The sequence below is a fragment of the Micromonospora sp. NPDC048170 genome, from assembly GCF_040652795.1.
Taxonomy (GTDB): Bacteria; Actinomycetota; Actinomycetes; order Mycobacteriales; family Micromonosporaceae; genus Micromonospora.
Genome location: NZ_JBEZMR010000032.1, coordinates 17,277 through 34,661, shown reverse-complemented (window position 1 = coordinate 34,661; position 17,385 = coordinate 17,277). Strand labels below are relative to the sequence as shown.

Genomic DNA, 17,385 nt, shown 5'->3' with positions numbered 1-17,385 from the left:
GGGGGTTACCCTCGGAACCGGCGCTAGATCAACACGACAACAAATCAGACAAATCGTCATCACGGCACAAGGAGGCATGAGCGCAGAGCAGGATGGGTAGTTAGCTGCGGACAGAGAAGGCAGGCGCGATTTGGTCGCCTCCGGCGGGACGGCCCGCCGGACGACGGCGCGTCAGGTACGGAAGGAGCCGCCATGCGCGGAAAGATGATGTTCCTTGGCGGGCTGGCTGCGGGATTCGTCCTGGGCGCCCGTGCCGGTCGGGAAAAGTACGAGGAGCTGGTGATCCGGGGCCGCAAGGTGCTCGACCACCCGACCGTCCAGGAGGCGGCCGGTGTCGCGCAGGCCCAGGCGACCCGCCTCTACAGCGAGGGCAAGGACAAGCTCGGCCAGTCGAAGCTGGGCGAGAAGCTGAGCAGCAACGGCCACAAGCAGGATCTGACCGCCGCTGACGACGCGTTCGCCGGCACGCCGGCCGCGGTCGGCGCGAAGAGCACCACCGGGTCGTCGAGCACGACCTCGGCCCCCGGGTCGACGTCGGCCACCACCACGCCCCGCAGCAAGCCGTCCAGCTCGGGCACCAACGGCAGCACTCTCTGAGCACACCTTCGAGCGGGCCGGTCGCCTTCGGGCTACCGGCCCGCTCGTGTGCGTGGCCCCTCTCGACAGGGCCGCCGCTCCCGTGCGATCGGCGTACGGTGCCGACGACCGCGGCCCGGTGCGCGCGGGCCGTAGCGGTCGCTCCTTCCGGACGAACGCGGCGTCGAGGGCTGCGGCCGAGTGGTCAGTCCCTGCTGGCGAACGCGGCGTCGAAGGCCGCGGCCGGGGCGTCGAAGGCGAGCCGGCGGACGAACTGCAACGCCTCCGGTGCACCGACCAGCCGATCCATCCCGGCGTCCTCCCACTCGATCGAGATCGGGCCGGCGTAGCCGATCGCGTTCAACGCCCGGAAGCAGTCCTCCCACGGCACGTCGCCGTGGCCGGTGGAGACGAAGTCCCAGCCGCGCCGCATGTCCGCCCACGGCAGGTGCGAGGCGAGCCGGCCCCGCCGCCCGTCGCCGGTACGCACCTTCGCGTCCTTGCAGTCGACGTGGTAGATCCGGTCGGCGAAGTCGAAGATGAAGTTCACCGGATCCAACTCCTGCCAGACGAAGTGCGACGGGTCCCAGTTGAGCCCGAACGCGGGCCGGTGCCCGACCGCCTCCAGCGCCCGCTTCGTCGTCCAGTAGTCGTACGCGATCTCACTCGGATGCACCTCGTGGGCGAAGCGCACCCCCACCTCGTCGAACACGTCGAGGATCGGGTTCCACCGGTCGGCGAAGTCCTGGTAGCCCCGCTCGATCATCGACGGCGGCACCGGCGGGAACATCGCCAGCGTGTGCCAGATCGACGAACCGGTGAAGCCGACGACGGTGTCCACCCCGAGCTTCGCCGCCGCCCGGGCGGTGTCCTTGATCTCCTCGGCCGCCCGGCGGCGTACCCCCTCGGGCTCGCCGTCGCCCCAGATCCGGGCAGGCAGGATGCCCTCGTGCCGCTCGTCGATCGGATGGTCGCACACGGCCTGGCCGACCAGGTGGTTGGAGATCGCGAAGACCTCCAGGTTGTGCTTCGCGAGGGTCTCCCGCTTCCGGTCGACGTACGAGTCGTCCGCGAGCGCCCTGTCGACCTCGAAGTGGTCGCCCCAGCAGGCGATCTCCAGCCCGTCGTAGCCCCACCCGGAGGCGAGCCGGCAGACCTCGTCGAACGGAAGATCGGCCCACTGGCCGGTGAAGAGCGTGATGGGTCGCGCCATGATGCTTCTCCCCTGTGCTGATGGGGATTCCGTGGATGCGTGACCGGGGCGAGGGTGACCGGCCGGGCCGGTACGCGACGAGCCACGGCGGAACACCGGCGGGCACGCGTACGCACCCCTGAACCCGTCGGGCTGCGCCTCCCGCCAGGTCACCGGCAGACCGCCACGGTCGCCGCCCCCACTCTAGAACCGCCACCCTCCCCACGAAAGCCCCACCCGACATCCACCCCACCCCGCCCCACCCTGCCCTCGCCCCACCCGCCAGGCCCGCGCCCGCGCCCGCGATCTTGCAGTTTCGGCCCCAGGCTCACGGCTTTTGCCCGAATTGCCAGGGCATCAAGTGCAAGATCGCGGGGATGAGGCACGCGGGCACGCGGGGACGAGGCACGCGGGCACGCGGGGACGAGGCACGCGGGCACGCGGGGACGAGGCACGCGGGGGACGGGGGGTGCGGACAGGCATCGAGCCGTGTGGCGGTCGTCCGGTGCGGCCGGGGAATCCCGGTCCGGTCGCGCCGGACGACCGTCCTGTTCGTACGTCACCGGGCCACAGCGGCCCGGCCGCACGTCCTCCGGTCCCGACCTCGTGCCGGCCGCGGGGCGCAACCGCGGCCGGTCCCTCGCCGGTCGGTGCCGGAGGTGGCTCAGGCGGCGACCGTGGCCAGGGCCGGCTCCACCTCGGTCCACGAGGAGCCGAGTTCCGCCGATCGGGTCACCGCGTCCAGCACCAACTGGACCTGCAACCCGTCGGCGAAGGAGGGAGCCGGGTCCATGCCGGTGGCGACCGCCTCGACGAAGTCCCGCATCTGGTGGGTGAACGAGTGCTCGTAACCGATGAGGTGGCCGGGCGGCCACCAGGCGGACATGTACGGGTGCTCGCCCTCGGTCACCAGGATGCGGCTGAAGCCCTGCTCGGCGGTGGGGCGCGTCGCGTCGTAGAACTCCAGCTCGTTGAGGCGCTCCAGGTCGAAGACCACCGTGCCCAGCGAGCCGTTGATCTCCACGCGGAGGGCGTTCTTGCGTCCGGTGGCGAACCGGCTCGCCTCGTACGTGGCCAGCACACCGCCGTCGAGCCGGGCCACGAAGACCGCCGCGTCGTCGACGGTCACCGTGCCGGTGGCCGGATGGTGGCCGTCGGCGCCGTCAGCCGCACTCCCGTCCACAGTGGCCGCCAGCCCGCTCGACCCGGCCGGCAACGGCCGCTCCCTGACGAAGGTCTCCGTGACGGCGCTGACCCCGGTGATCCGCCGACCGGTGACGTACTGGGTCAGGTCGATGATGTGCGCACCGATGTCGCCGAGCGCACCCGAGCCAGCCCTGTCCCGCTGCAACCGCCAGACCAGGGGAAACTCCGGATCCACGATCCAGTCCTGCAGGTACGTCGCCCGGACGTGCCGGATCACCCCGAGCCGGCCGTCGGCGACGAGCTGGCGCATCATCGCGACCGCCGGCACCCGCCGGTAGTTGAACCCGCACATCGACCGCACCCCGGCAGCCTGCGCGGTGGAAGCCGCGGCGGCCATCGCCCGGGCCTCCGCGACCGTGTTGGCCAGCGGCTTCTCGCACAGTACGTGCTTGCCGGCGGCCAACGCGGCGAGGGCGATCTCGGCGTGGCTGTCCCCCGGTGTGCAGACGTCGACCACGTCGATGTCGTCCCGGGCGATCAGGTCGCGCCAGTCCGTCGTGTACGCCTCCCAGCCGAGCCGGTCGGCGGCGTCAGCCACCTTCCCGCCGTCCCGGCCGCAGATCAGCGCCATCCGGGCCCGCGCCGGCAGGTCGTACACCCGGTTCACGGTGCGCCACGCCTGCGAGTGCGCGGCGCCCATGAACGCGTAGCCGACCATGCCGACCCGCAGTTGCCTGTCTGTCGTGGACAAGGTGGGTCTCCCCCCGTGTGTCAGAACCCGAGCTTGAGGTAGTTGCCCGCGTTCTCCTTGGTGATCGTCTCGGAGGCGAGGATGATCTCCTTGGGCACCTGGAGTTCCACCAGGTCGGACATGCCCCTGCCCTGGCCGATCAACCGGGCCAGGGAGATGGCCGAGGAGGCCATCGACGGGCTGTAGGTCACGGTTGCCTTGAGCACCGTGTTGTCGGCCTGGATGTCCTCCATCGCCTTCTTCGAGCCGGCGCCGCCGACCATGAAGAACTCCTTGCGGCCGCTCTGGTTGATCGCGGCCAGCACGCCGATGCCCTGGTCGTCGTCGTGGTTCCAGATCGCGTCGATCTTCGGCAGGGCCTGGAGCAGCTGCGCGGCCTCCTGCTGCCCGGAGTCGGCCGTGAACCGGGCCGCCCGGCGGTTGGCTACCTTGAAGCCACTCGCGGCGAGGGTGTCGACGAAGCCCTTCGACCGCTCCTGGGTCAGCTCCAACTCGTCCATGCCGGCGATCTCGCCGATCACCGGGTTGCTGACCCCCTTGGCCTTGAACTGCTCGATCATGTAGGTGGCGGCGGCCACGCCCATGCCGTGGTTGTCGCCCTTGATCTGGAGCCGGTAGGCCCGCGCGTCGGGAAAGGCCCGGTCCAGGTTGACCACCGGGATGCCGGCCTTCATCGCCTCCAGTCCGAACGCGTTGAGTTCCTTGCCGTCGTGCGGCAGCAGCACGATCACGTCCGGCTTCTGCGAGATCAGCGTGGCCAGCGCCGCGCGTTGGGCCGCCGCGTCGGCGCCGGCCTCGACCGATTTGAACTCCACGTCGGAGTACGCCCCGGCCTGCGCCTTGGCGTTGTTGGTGATGGCGGCGATCCAGCCGTGGTCGGCGGCCGGCGCGGAGAAGCCGATGACGACCCGCTTGCCGGGCTCGTTGTTGCCGCCCGGCGCGGCTGCCGCCTTGGTCTGCGCCTCGGTCGGCTGGGTCTCGTTGCTGGTGCAGCCGGCGAGCAGCACGCCGGCGCCGACGGCGGCCCCGCCGAAGATCAGTCGACGGCGCGACATGTCGCGACTGTGCTGGGTCATGACGACCTCCTGGGTTGACGGTGGTGGAGGAATCTCGCGGTGCGGGACGGAAGAGGGCGTGCGGGGCCCGGCCACCGTCGCTCGGGTGGCCCGGATGCCGCGCGGGTCTGCTGTGGTGCGGATCGGTGCGGATCGGCTGCGGTGCGGTGGGGTGGGGGGTGCGGATCAGATCGGGTGGGGTACGGGTGCGGATGGTCAGGTGGTGGTGAGCCGGTTGCGGCCCAGGAACTGGGTGAGGCTGCGGAACTGGACCTGCTGGACCAGGACGGCGGCGACGATGATGCCGCCCTTGACCATGTTCTGGGCCTCGGTGGAGAGGCCGTTGATGGCGAAGAGGTTGGTGATGGTGGCGAAGATGACCACCCCGAGCAGGGAGCCGATGATGGTGCCCCGCCCGCCGCTGAGCAGCGTGCCGCCGATGATCGCGGCGGCGATCGCGTCCAGCTCGTAGAGGTTCGCCATCGCCGCCTGCGCCGAGTTGGCCTGGGCGGTGAGCATGATGGCGGCGATGCCGCAGCAGAGGCCGGAGAGCGCGTAGAGCAGGACGGTGTGCCGCCTGACGTTGATGCCGGCGAGCCGGGCGGCCTCCGGGTTGCCGCCGACGGCGACCGTACGCCGGCCGAAGGTGGTGCGGTTGAGCAGCACCCAGCCGGCGGCGACCACGGCGGCGAGGATGTAGACCAGCAGCGGGATGCCGAACAGCTCGTTGCTGGCGAGACCGTTGATGAAGGTGTTGCCCGACACCTGGGTCTGCTTGTCGGAGATCTCGGCGGCCAGCCCCCGGGCGGCCACCAGCATGGCGAGGGTGGCGATGAACGGCACCAGCCGGCCGTACGAGATGAGCAGCCCGTTGACCACGCCGACCGCCAACCCGACGGTGAGCGCGCTGAAGATCATGCCGCCGGCGCCGTAACTCTGGGTGGCGACCGTGGTGCACCAGACGCCGGCCAACGCGACGATCGCGCCGACGGAGAGGTCGATTCCGCCCCCGATGATCACGAAGGTCATGCCGACGGTGACGACGCCGACGACGGCGGCCAGTTTGAGGATGCTCAGCACGTTGCCCCACACCCAGTCCGGGTTGGAGTACAGGTCGGAGCGGGTGAGGGCGCCGATCACGACGAGCACGGCCAGTACGCCGACGAGGGCGAGGTTGCGGCGGGCGCCCTCGCCACCGTCCCCCCGCCACCAGGAGATCCGGCCCGGGGCCGGCACCTTGTCGACGGCCGCCCCCGGCTGCGCCGGATCCACCGGCGGCGACTGCGCCGGCAGCTGCGCCGCCGCGGTGGGAGTGGGTCCCTCGGTCATGCCGGTGTGCCTTCCATCAGGGACCCCGCCATGACGAGGTCGAGCACGGTGTTCTCGTCGAGTTCGCCGGCCGGGGCCTCGCGGACGGCCCGCCCCTCCCGCATCACCAGCACCCGGTCGGCCAGGCCCAGCACCTCGGGGACCTCGCTGGAGACCAGCAGCACCCCGACGCCGCGCGCGGCCAGCCCCCGGATCACCTGGTAGAGCTCCGCCCGGGCGCCGACGTCGACGCCCCGGGTCGGCTCGTCGAGCAGCAGCAGCCGGGTGTCGCCGAGCAGCCAGCGGCCGACCACGACCTTCTGCTGGTTGCCGCCGGAGAGGGTACGCACCGGCCGGCGGACGTCGCGGGGGCGCAGCTCCAGGCTCTCGGCGATCCGGTCCGCCTCGGCCCGCTCCCGCCCGGCGTCGGTGAACCCGGCGCGGGCGTAGCGGGCGAAGGTGGCCAGGGTGACGTTGCGGTAGATCGGCTCGCCGAGCAGCAGCGCCTGGCTCTTGCGCTCCTCGGGGGCCATGCCCATCCCGGCCCGTACCGCCGCGCCGACGCTGCCGGCCCGAAGTGTCCGGCCGGCCATCCGCACCGTGCCGGCCTCGGCCCGGCGCGCGCCGTAGATGGTCTCCAGCAGCTCGGAGCGGCCCGAGCCGACCAGCCCGGCGATGCCGACGATCTCGCCGGCCCGCACCCTGAGCGAAACGTCGGCGAACTCACCGGCCCGGGTCAGCCCCTCGACCGTGAGCAGTTCCGGGCCGTCGGCCACGCCGTCCGGGCGGTCCGGGAAGACGTACTCGATGGTGCGGCCCGTCATCCGGCTGACCAGGTCGCGGGTCGGGGTGTCGCGGGCCGGCAGGTTCGCCGCCGTGGTCCGGCCGTCCTTGAGTACGGTGACCCGGTCGCCGATCTCGCGGATCTCCTCCAGCCGGTGCGAGATGTAGATGACGGCGATGCCCTGCGCGGTCAGCTCGCGGATGATCCGGAACAGGTTGCCCACCTCGTCGTGGGCCAGCACGGCGCTCGGCTCGTCCATGATGATCAGCCGGGCCTCGTGGGAGAGCGCGCGGGCCATGCTGACGATCTGCTTGCCTGCGGCGGGCAGCGCGCGCACCATCCGCCCCGGCGGGATCTCGGCGTGGCCGAGCCGCCCGAGGATCTGCCGGGTACGCCCCGCCATGGCGCCGCGCCGCACGAAGCCGAGCCGGCGCGGCTCGTGGCCGAGGAAGGCGTTCTCCGCGACCGAGAGATCCTCGACCAGGTCGAGTTCCTGGTAGATGGTGGCGATGCCGGCGCGCATGGCGGCCTGCGGGTTGGCGAAGGTGACCGGCTCGCCCCGCCACTCGACGCGCCCCGAGTCGGGCCGGTGCACCCCGGCCAGCACCTTGATCAGGGTGGACTTGCCGGCGCCGTTCTGCCCGAGCAGGCAGTGCACCTCGCCGGCGCGCACCTCCAACTGCACCCCGTCGAGTGCGCGTACGCCCGGAAAGGTCTTGACCACGTCGGTGAGGCGCAGCACCACCTCGCCCGCGACGGCGCCGGCGGGCGCCCCGACCAGCGGGACGGCCGGACGCTCGCCGGCGCCGGCAGTCTGCCCGCTCATGACGCCTCCGCGAAGGCCACGTCGCTGGCCAGCACGGCGGCTCCGGCGACGCCGGCACGGGGCCCCAGCTCGGACAGGACGACCGGAAGGTTGCCGGTGGCCAGCGGCAGCGACCGGCGGTAGACCACGCTGCGGATCTCGGCCAGCAGGATGTGCCCGAGCTGGGCGAGCCCGCCGCCGATCACGATCATCGACGGGTTGGTGAAGCTGACCAGCCCGGCCAGGACCCCACCAACCCGCCGACCCCCGTCGCGGATCAGCTGGATGCAGGCGACGTCCCCCTCCCCGGCGCCTTCGGCCACGTCCCGGGCGGTCACCGCGCCCCGCGTGGCGAGCCGCTCGGCCAGCGCGGGCGAGGTGCCGGCGCGCGCCGCGGCGGTCGCGTCCTTGGCCAGCGCGGCCCCGCTGAACAGGGCCTCCAGGCAGCCGACGTTGCCGCAGGAGCACACCGGACCGTGCGCGTCGACCTGGATGTGGCCGACGTCCCCGGCGCAGCCGTCGGTGCCCCGGTAGACCTCACCGCTGAGGTAGATCCCGCACCCTATTCCGGTGCCGATCTTCACGAAGAGGAAGTTGTCCACGGAGTGGGCCACCCCGCCGTGCCGCTCCCCGATCGCCATGATGTTGACGTCGTTGTCGACCACCGCCGGGCAGCCGTGCTCGCGGGTGAGCAGCTCGCGCACCGGGAACCGGTCCCAGCCCGGCATGATCGGCGGCGAGACCGGTACGCCGTCGCGGAAGCTGACCGGGCCGGGCACCCCGATGCCGACGGCGTCGAGCCGCTCGTAGGCGCCGTCCACCCTGGCCTTGTGCAGCAGCTCGTTGACCCGCTGGAGGATCACCTTCGGGCCGGTGCGGATGTCGGCCGGCTCGGCGTACGCGGCGACCGGCTCCAGCCGGCCGTTGACCACCTCGACGTCGATGGAGCTGGCGCCGAGGTCGACCGCGGCGAAGCGCAGGCGCGGGCTCAGCTCGACCAGGGTGGAACGGCGGCCACCCCGGGAGGCGGCCAGCCCCGCCTCGGCGACGTAGCCGAGGCCGACGAGCCGCTCCAGCTCCGCCAGCAACCGGGGGCGCGGCATCTGGAGCCGGTCGCCCAACTCCGCCCGGGACACCGCGCCCTCGTCGCGGAGCAGCCGCAGCAGCCGTACGTGCAGGGGGTCGACCGTGCACACCGGAATCACCTCTTCGCGGGCTCGTACACATCGACGCAATGCCGAGGTGTCGTGCCGACACAGTAGGAGTGTTCCGCATCACATGTCCAGAGCTTCAGCCAATCCAAACCAAACTTTCGTCCCACAAAACAAAAGCCCCCACCACCCCAAGAAAAAGCCCCCCACCCCTCCTCCCCACCCCTCCCCGCCCCCGCCCTCCCCCACCCCTCCCTCTCCCCCCGCGATCTTGCACTTTGTGCCCGGACGCAGGGCGCATACCGGGCAACCAGGGGGCCACAAGTGCAAGATCGCGGAAGAGAGGTGGGGAGGGGCGGGCGGGGCGGGCGAGCGAGGGGTGGGTGGGCGCGGGTGGGTGGGGGGGTCAGCGGGGGGTAGGGGCGTTGCGCTTCTTTTTGAGTTTGCGGTCGTCGCGCAGTTCGACGTACGGCTCCTCGTCCGGGGAGTGACCCGCCTCGATGGCGCGGCTGCGCTCCAACTCGGCGTCGAACTCCGCGCCGAGGAGGATCGCGATGTTGCTCAGCCACAGCCAGATCAGGAAGATGATCACGCCGGCGAGCGCCCCGTACGTCTTGTTGTACGAGCCGAAGTTGCTGACGTAGAACGCGAACAGGCCCGAGATCACCAGCCAGATGACCACGGCCAGTACGCCGCCGGGGCTGACCCAGCGGAAGCCGCCGTGCCGCGCGTTCGGCGACGCCCAGTAGAGGATGGCGAACATCAGGCTGACCAGGAGCAGCAGCACCGGCCACTTGGCGATGTTCCACACGGTCACCGCCGTGGAACCCAGCCCGATCGCCTCTCCGACCTGTTCGGCGAGGCCGCCGGTGAAGACCACGATCACCGCGCTGGCCAGCAGCATCACGCCGATCACCGCGGTCACCCCGACGCGGATCGGCAGTGTCTTCCAGATCGGGCGCCCTTCGGGCACGTCGTAGATGGTGTTGGAGGCGCGCATGAACGCCCCGATGTAGCCCGACGCCGACCAGAAGGCGGCCAGCAGACCGAGGATGGCGGCAAAACCGGCGAAACCGCCGCTCTGCTGCGCCTGGTCGATCGCCCCCTCCACGATCTGCCGGATCTCCCCCTGCGGGACGGCCTGGTTGACGGTGTCCTTGACGCCCTGCGTCGCGCCCGGGCCGAGCAGGCCGAGGATCGAGATCAGCACCAGCAGGCCGGGGAAGATGGAGAGCACCCCGTAGTACGTCAGCGCCGCCGCCCAGTCGGTCAGGCTGTCGTCCTGGAACTCCCGCATCGTGCGACGCAGCGCCGCCTTCCAGCCGGTGCCCGGCAGGTCGGTCGGGCTGTCGGGGCCCTCGTCGGGCCCGACCGGGCGGCGTCCCGGATGCCGTTCGCCGCTGTCGGGCTCGGTCCCCCGGTCGGCGCGACCGGACCGGTTCTCGCCCACCCGGCCGGCGGCAACCGCCCCGGAATCGTCGCGGTCGCGCCCGCTGCGGGCGGAAGACTCGTCGGAGGCCATCGCCCCTCCTCGTGGTAGGCGTCAGTCCCCTCGACATGCCCCGGCGGCGGCCGAGGTTAACCACCTACGCGTAGAGCAACCTGCCCATCCGGCGCGAGGCGACCCACAGTCCCACGGTCACCGTCGCGAGCAGGTAGAGCACGTCGAGCGTCCACTCCCAGCCGGCCCCGCCCACCGAGACGCCCCGGATCAGGTGCACCGCGCGGTAGAGCGGGGTCACCTCCACCGCCCAGCGCAGGACGGACGGGTAGGACTCGGCGGGGACGAACGTGCCGGAGAAGAGGAAGAGGGTGAACTGGGCCGCCCCCATCAGGTCGAAATCGTGCCAGCTGCGCATGAAGGTGGTGATCGCCATGCCCAACGCACCGAAGGCGAAGCCGACCAGCACCGCCGCCGGGAAGGCGACCAGCGCCCGCGCCACCGTGGTCAGGTCCATCACCACCATCACCACGAGGAAGGCGGCCGAGTAGGCGCTGCCGCGGACCATCGCCCAGATCAGCTCTCCCAGCGCGATCTCGAACGGCCGTACCGGGGTGGCGATCACCCCGTCGTACAGCTTCATCTGCTTCATCTTCCCGAAGAAGTTGAAGGTCGTCTCCGACAGCGCACCGGACATCGCCGACGACGCGAGCATGGCCGGCGCGACGAACGCCGCGTAGGCGACGACCTCGCCGTTGGCCAGCGTGAGGTCGCCGACCAGCGTGCCCACCCCGACGCCGATGGAGAGCAGGTAGAGCAGCGGCTCCACGAAGCCGGAGACGAGCAGCAGCCAGTAGACGGCCTTCAGGGCCGCGACGTTGCGCTCGGCCACGGAGACCGACCGGCGGGACGCGGCGGAGACGGCGACCAGTCGGGGCAGGACGAGACCGACCACGACGATCCTCCTAGACGGCCAGCCTGCGGCGGAACGCGCGACGGGCCAGCAGCCAGCCGACGACCGCCCAGGCCGCGAGGTAGAGCAGGTGGCCGACGACCGGCCACTGCGGAGCGACGCCGAGTGTCGCCGCCCGGCACAGGTCGACGCCGTGCCACAGCGGGGTGGCGTACGCCAGCCAGCGCAGCGCCAGGGGCAACGACTCGACGGGGAAGAACACCCCGGCGAACAGCGTCATCGGGATCACCGCGAAGCGGTGCAGCATCGCCAGCCAACTGTCGACGGAGACCACCGACGCGTACGCGAAGACCGGCGCGGCGACGGCCAGCCCGAGCAGTGCCGTCACCGGCAGCACGGCGACGGCCCACGGCGGACGCAGTGCCCCGAACAGGGCGGTCACCAGCAGGAACGCCGCGACGGTGGTGAGCACGCGGAACACCACGAAGGCCAGGTGCCCGCCGAGGATGTCGCCCACCCGCAACGGCGCCGCGCTCTGCGCGAAGTAGGTCCTGACCCACTGGAAGTTGCCGAACACCGGCCACGCCGACTCGCTGACGGCCACCTGCAACGCCGTGGACGCGATCAGGCCGGGCACGATCCAGTCGAGGTAACGCACCCCGTCGACGCCCTGGTCGATGTAGGCGCCGACGCCGACCCCGAACCCGAGCACGGTCAGCACCGGCAGCAGGAACGACGAGAAGAGCCCGGCCCGCCAGGTGCGCCGGTAGGCGACGAGATGATGCGCCAGCACCGCCGCCGCCGGCACCCGCGGCAACGACGGCCGTGCCCGTTCCCGCGCCGAATCCGCCGCCCTCACCCGACCACCCCCGCCTCGCCCGGCGTCCACCACAGTCTTCCTACCTCGCGGGTACGACAGGCCCTCGCCACCCTACGACGAACCGTCGCGCTGCCGGAGCAGTGCCAGCACCGAGTAAGCGAGCAGCAGCAGCCCTGCGCCGGTGCCGACGACGAGCCCCGCCGGCACCGCCGAGGCGAGCGCGGTGACCAGCCCGGCCAGGGCGACGACGCACATCGCCGCCCCGAGCAGCCACAGCAGCGGGTCGCGCAGCAGCGGGACGAGGGGGAAGAAGTGGAGCCCCACGACGGCACAGACCAGCACGGGGACGAACTCCGACCATCCGGCGAGGGCGAGCACGACGGCGCCGAGCCCGGCGGCGGCGAACTCGGCGATGATGATCAGGAGGTAACGCCGGTCGGCGGCCCGGTCCCGGGCGACGTTTCCGGCCTCCCGGCTCCGGGCCACGACGACGGCGCCGATCACCGCCGTGACCAGTGCCGCACCACTCGCGACCACCAGGAGGGCGCGCAGCGGCTGCCCGGCGGCCGGCACGCTGAACCAGATCGTCGCGAAGACGCCCAGGTAGAGCGCGGCGAGCCCGGCCTGGCGGCGGGACTGGAACTCGATCCTCGACATGACACCCCCGTGTGCGTCACCGGGCGGGCGGATGCCGCCGGCCCGCCGATGCTACGTAGCGGCCCTCGCCGCCGCGTCCGCCGGTCACCACCCGCCGCCCGGTGACGCCGCCGGGCGCACCCGCCCGGTCAGTCGACCAGGGTGCGGCCGGTGAGGTGAAGGAAGACGTCCTCCAGACTGCTGCGCCGGACCAGCACGTTGGCCGGTTGCAGCCCCCGCTCGCCGACCTCGGCGACCGCCGCGTCGCCGTCGGGCACGTAGAGCAGGATCCGGTCTGGCAGCACCTCGACCCGATCCCCCAGCCCGTCGAGCTTGCCGGCGAACGCCTCCTGCGACTCGGCGGCGAAGCGCAGCTCCACCACCTCCCGGGTGGAGTGCCGGTCGATCAGCGCGCGGGGCGAGCCCTCGGCGACGATCCGCCCGCCGTCCATCACGACCAGACGGTCGCAGAGCTGCTCCGCCTCGTCCATGTAGTGCGTGGTGAGGACCAGCGTCACGCCCTGCTGCTTGAGCCGGAACAGCCGCTCCCACACCAGGTGCCGGGCCTGCGGGTCGAGGCCCGTCGTCGGCTCGTCGAGCAGCACGATCTCGGGTTCGTTGACCAGCGCGCGGGCGATGGTCAGCCGCCGCTTCATGCCGCCGGAGAGCGGCTCGACCTTGCTGTCGGCGCGCTCGGTGAGCTGGACGAAGTCGAGCAGCTCGGCGGCCCGCTCCCGGGCCACCCGGCGGGAGATGCCGAAGTAGCGCGCGTAGGTGGTCAGGTTCTCCCGGACGGTCAGGTCGGGATCGAGGGTGTCGAGCTGGGGGCAGACGCCGAGGCGGGCCCGGATCGCCGGCCCGTCGCGGACCGGATCCATGCCGAGGATGCGCAGCTCGCCGCCGCTCGGCGGGGAGGTGCACCCGACCATCCGCATGGTGGACGACTTGCCCGCGCCGTTGGGCCCGAGGAAGCCGAACGCCTCGCCCGAACGCACCTCGACGTCGATGCCGTCGACGGCGGTGAAGTCGCCGAACCGCTTCACCAGCGCCCGGGCCTGGATGAGTGGTGGAGCCGTGGTCACCGCTCGACCATAGCCCCCGGCTCCGACACCCCCACCGCATCCAGCCGGGCCTGTCGCCCGGCGGTAGGGGTGGGACCGGACGGCAGAAATGGGGTCTGACGGAAGAGAGCGAAGCCGTCCTGGTCAGGCCATATCCGGCAACGGAGAGCGACGAAAACTACGCTGCGTCATATCCCTGTCCGCAGGCACCGGCGCTGCGACGACAGCCCGGAGGGGACACGGGTCGCTACGACTACCGGACCAGAGTGGACGGATCGGATACAACCCACTCGCGACTTGCCACATTCTCACCAATTGCGGCGTACACCTTGCTGCAAATCCGAATTAAATTATGCTCTCTCTGTGTAGTCGAGAAGCCATTCAATTACGGACCGCAATCACGATCAGCAATATTCCGCCGGGTTTGTTATTCGCGTATCGTGCCCCCTCGTGCCACCAGTGCGTTCTTCCGGCGAGCCCGCCCCGCAGCCGCCCACCGTGGACCCACGGTCCACCCTGGACGACGGTCCGGTTCCGCTGCCGCCCGAGGCGGACGATCGGACGGACCCCGACGGCGCAGCGCCCGATCCGCGCGAACTCGCCGCGCAGTTCGAGGACGAAAAACCCGGGCGGGAACTCTCCGGGCCGATCGGCGTGCTGGTCACCGGGACGACGCTGGCGATCGCGCTGCTCGCCCTCTGGCAGGTGTTCGATCCGCTGCCGCAGGGGAGCAAGTTCTACCTCATCATCTTCCTGGCCGGCATCCTGCCGATGGTCTTCCTGGCGTACCCGGCGGATCTGCGGCTGCCCCGGCGACTGCGCCGCACGGGCGCCGACGGGCCGACCGACGCCCCGGCCGCGGACCGCCCCAGGCGCCGGGGCCCCACCCCGCCGGACTGGATCCTGGCCGCCGCCGCGCTGGTCAGCTGCCTCTACCCGGTGCTGCCCATCGGCCTGGGCGACGGCGGCGGCGGGTACGACGCCTTCCTCGACCGGCAGGGCCTGCTCGTCGGCATGGACGTGGCGATGGGCACCGTCCTGCTGCTCCTGCTGCTGGAGGCGTGCCGGCGCACCACCGGGTGGATCCTGCCGGCGGTCTGCGTGGTCTTCCTCGGCTACGGCTACTACGGCGGGCTGCTGCCCCAGTCCTGGCCGGTGGCCCACGCGGGCCTCGACTTCGGGCAGATCGTCGACGGTCTCTACAACTCCGACAGCGGCTTCTACGGCACCCCGCTCGACGTCGCGGCGACGTACATCGTGCTGTTCACCATCTACGGTGCGGTGCTGGACCTCTCCGGGGCCGGGCGGTTCTTCGTGGAGCTGTCCGCCGCCGCCTTCCGGCGCTCGCGCACGGCCGCCGGTCGCACAGCCGTCGCCTCCGGGTTCCTGCTCGGCACCGTCTCCGGGTCCGGCGCGGCGACCACGGTCAGCATCGGCGCGGTCACCTGGCCCGTCCTCAAGCGGGCCGGCTACCCGCCGGAGCGGGCGGGCGGCATGCTCGCCGCCGCAGGCGTCGGGGCGATCCTCTCCCCGCCCACCCTCGGCGCGGCGGCCTTCATCATCGCCGAGTACCTCGGCGTGTCGTACCTCCAGGTGCTCGGCTGGGCCACCGTCCCGACGGTGCTCTACTACCTCGGCATCCTGCTCGCGGTGGAGATCGACGCCCGACGCTCGGGCGTGCGGCCGGTGGTCATCGACACAGCCTCCGCCGGGCGACTGCTGGCCCGGTTCGGCTACCACTTCCTCTCGCTCTTCGCGATCGTCGGGCTGCTCGCCGTCGGCTTCTCCGCGACGAAGGCCGTGGTGCTGGCCACCATCCTGGCAGCCGTGCTGTCCTTCCTCGACCGTCGGCACCGGCTCACCCCGGCCCGCCTGCTCGCCGCGCTGAGCGCCGGGGTGCGCGGGGTGCTCGCGGTGAGCGCGGTCTGCGCCGCCGCGGGCATCATCACCGCCACCACCACCAAGACCGGCCTCGGCCCCCAGGCGGCGGCGCTGCTGGTCAGCGGGGCACAGGCCGTCAGCTCCGAGCCGGCCGTGGTGCTGGCGCTCACCGCGCTGCTCGCCGCCGTCGCCCTCACCCTGCTCGGGCTGGCCGTGCCGGTCACCGCCTCGTTCGTGATCGGCTGGGTGATCATCGGCCCGGCCCTGCTGGACCTGGGCGTCAGCGCGCCCGCCGCGGCGATGTTCGTCTTCTACTTCGCGGTCCTGTCCGAGGCGTCCCCACCGACCGCGCTCGCCGCGGTGGCCGCCGCCGCGGTGACCGGCGGCCGGCTGGTGCCGACCATGTGGCAGACCCTGCGGTACGCCCTGCCGGCCTACCTCATCCCGCTCGCCTTCGTGGTCACGCCGACCGGCCTCGGGCTGCTCGGCATCGGCGGCGCGCAGCGGATCGTCGTCGCCGCGGCGATCGCCGCCCTCAGCGTCGCCGTGCTCGCGGTGGCGGCGGGCGGCTGGCTGCCCGGCGTCGGCCCGGCCGGCACCCCGGAGCGGATCCTCGGCGCGCTCGCCGGGCTGACGCTGCTCTGGCTCGAACCCGTGCCCGTCACGATCGGCGCCGTCCTGGCTGCCGTCATGGTGGCGGGTGTGCTCGTCAGACGCGGAGCCGCCGGCCGGACCGGTGGTCCGTCAGCAGGACAAACGGTGAACCATGGGGAGGAAGAACAGTGAGACGGATCAACGTGCGGATCGCAGCGGGGGTTGGCGCGCTGGCCCTCGTCGCAACGGGCACCGCCGGTTGCGGAGGCCGCCAGGACGGCGCGACCAAGGACGACGCCGCCAGTGAGATCACCTGCAAGGTCACCGACAGCACCCGCGTCGGCATCGCCACCGGCAACGCCACCGGCGTCTACTACGTGGTCGGCAACGCCCTGGCCAGCCAGCTCTCCGGGGCGACCGAGGGCAAGCTGACCGGCACCGCCGCCGAGACCGGCGCCTCCGTGCAGAACATCGAGCAACTCGTCGGCGGCCAGTACGACGTCGCCTTCTCGCTCTTCGACACGGCGGTCAACGCGGTGCAGGGCAAGGGCTCCTTCACGGCTCCGCAGCCCGTCGAGGCGCTCGCCCGGATCTACGACAACTACACGCAGGTCGTCGTCCGGGCCGACTCGGGGATCAACTCGGTCGCCGACATGAAGGGCAAGAAGATCTCCACCGGCTCCCCGAAGTCCGGCACCGAGGTCATCGCCAACCGGCTGCTGGAGGCCGCCGGCCTCGACCCGGCCAAGGACGTCCAGGCGCAGCGGCTCGACCTGACCAAGACCGTCGAGGGCGTCAAGGACGGCAGCATCGACGGACTGTTCTGGTCGGGCGGGGTGCCCACGGGCGGCCTGACGGACCTCTTCACCACCGCCGGCGACAAGGTGAAGTTCATCGACATCACCCCGCTGCTGCCCAAGATGGCCGAGATCAACCCGGCGTACCAGTCCGGGACCATCGGCGCGGACGTCTACAAGACCGCCGCGGACGCCCCGACCATCGTGGTGCCGAACGTGCTGCTGGTCCGCAAGGACCTCAACGCGAACGTGGCCTGTGCGATCACCCGGACCGTGTTCGACAAGAAGGACGCCCTGGCCCAGGCCAACCCGGCCGCCAAGGGCATCAGCCTGGACAACGCCCGCAAGACCGCCCCCGTACCGCTGCACCGCGGCGCGGCCAAGGCGTTGCAGGACCTCGGCGCCAGCTGACCCCCGGTGCCGGGTCCGGGCCGCCCGCCCGGACCCGGCACCCCCGACCCCACCCCCCGGAAG

14 protein-coding genes are annotated in these 17,385 nt (G+C 71.9%); 3 read left to right on the top strand and 11 right to left on the bottom strand.

The annotated features are described in order from the left end of the window. Positions 1-192 precede the first annotated feature (192 nt). Positions 193-597 (top strand): hypothetical protein, encoded by a 405-nt coding sequence (locus tag AB0D32_RS27860; protein ID WP_357096467.1) that lies wholly within the window; start codon positions 193-195, stop codon positions 595-597. A gap of 184 nt (positions 598-781) precedes the next feature. On the opposite strand, the gene AB0D32_RS27855 is transcribed toward AB0D32_RS27860, so the two are convergent. The 11 genes from AB0D32_RS27855 to AB0D32_RS27805 form a co-directional block, all read right to left on the bottom strand. After that, positions 782-1,789, bottom strand: a complete 1,008-nt coding sequence (locus AB0D32_RS27855) for a sugar phosphate isomerase/epimerase family protein (protein ID WP_357096464.1) — start codon at positions 1,787-1,789, stop codon at positions 782-784. 643 nt (positions 1,790-2,432) lie between these two features. Then, a complete protein-coding gene (locus tag AB0D32_RS27850) occupies positions 2,433-3,665 on the bottom strand; it encodes a Gfo/Idh/MocA family oxidoreductase (RefSeq protein WP_357096461.1) in 1,233 nt (410 codons plus the stop codon). A gap of 20 nt (positions 3,666-3,685) precedes the next feature. Then, the gene (locus AB0D32_RS27845) at positions 3,686-4,741 is read right to left on the bottom strand and encodes a substrate-binding domain-containing protein (protein ID WP_357096458.1); all 1,056 of its coding nucleotides are present in this window, start codon (positions 4,739-4,741) and stop codon (positions 3,686-3,688) included. 195 nt (positions 4,742-4,936) lie between these two features. Next, entirely contained in the window at positions 4,937-6,049 is a 1,113-nt protein-coding gene (locus AB0D32_RS27840; protein ID WP_357096456.1) for an ABC transporter permease, read from the bottom strand. Next, on the bottom strand, positions 6,046-7,638 hold the full coding sequence (locus AB0D32_RS27835) for a sugar ABC transporter ATP-binding protein (protein ID WP_357096453.1): 1,593 nt from the start codon (positions 7,636-7,638) through the stop codon (positions 6,046-6,048). Before AB0D32_RS27835 ends, AB0D32_RS27840 begins: the two co-directional genes overlap by 4 nt. Then, positions 7,635-8,813, bottom strand: coding sequence for an ROK family protein (locus AB0D32_RS27830; RefSeq protein ID WP_357096450.1), 1,179 nt, complete (start codon positions 8,811-8,813; stop codon positions 7,635-7,637). Before AB0D32_RS27830 ends, AB0D32_RS27835 begins: the two co-directional genes overlap by 4 nt. Positions 8,814-9,174: 361 nt before the next feature. Beyond that, positions 9,175-10,290, bottom strand: a complete 1,116-nt coding sequence (locus tag AB0D32_RS27825; RefSeq protein WP_357096447.1) for a YihY/virulence factor BrkB family protein — start codon at positions 10,288-10,290, stop codon at positions 9,175-9,177. 64 nt (positions 10,291-10,354) lie between these two features. Next, complete coding sequence (locus AB0D32_RS27820; RefSeq protein WP_357096444.1) at positions 10,355-11,164, bottom strand: ABC transporter permease; 810 nt, start codon at positions 11,162-11,164, stop codon at positions 10,355-10,357. A 10-nt stretch (positions 11,165-11,174) separates the two neighbouring features. Then, entirely contained in the window at positions 11,175-11,981 is an 807-nt protein-coding gene (locus AB0D32_RS27815) for an ABC transporter permease (protein WP_357096441.1), read from the bottom strand. A 72-nt stretch (positions 11,982-12,053) separates the two neighbouring features. Further along, complete coding sequence (locus tag AB0D32_RS27810; protein WP_357096438.1) at positions 12,054-12,599, bottom strand: hypothetical protein; 546 nt, start codon at positions 12,597-12,599, stop codon at positions 12,054-12,056. A 128-nt stretch (positions 12,600-12,727) separates the two neighbouring features. After that, complete coding sequence (locus tag AB0D32_RS27805) at positions 12,728-13,660, bottom strand: ABC transporter ATP-binding protein (RefSeq protein WP_357096435.1); 933 nt, start codon at positions 13,658-13,660, stop codon at positions 12,728-12,730. Positions 13,661-14,176: 516 nt separating this feature from the next. Between AB0D32_RS27805 and AB0D32_RS27800 the strand changes: the two genes are divergently transcribed. Together AB0D32_RS27800 and AB0D32_RS27795 are read left to right on the top strand one after the other, a co-directional pair. After that, positions 14,177-16,306 (top strand): TRAP transporter fused permease subunit, encoded by a 2,130-nt coding sequence (locus tag AB0D32_RS27800; protein WP_357096581.1) that lies wholly within the window; start codon positions 14,177-14,179, stop codon positions 16,304-16,306. Beyond that, on the top strand, positions 16,303-17,322 hold the full coding sequence (locus AB0D32_RS27795) for a TAXI family TRAP transporter solute-binding subunit (protein ID WP_357096432.1): 1,020 nt from the start codon (positions 16,303-16,305) through the stop codon (positions 17,320-17,322). Before AB0D32_RS27800 ends, AB0D32_RS27795 begins: the two co-directional genes overlap by 4 nt. Positions 17,323-17,385 lie beyond the last annotated feature (63 nt).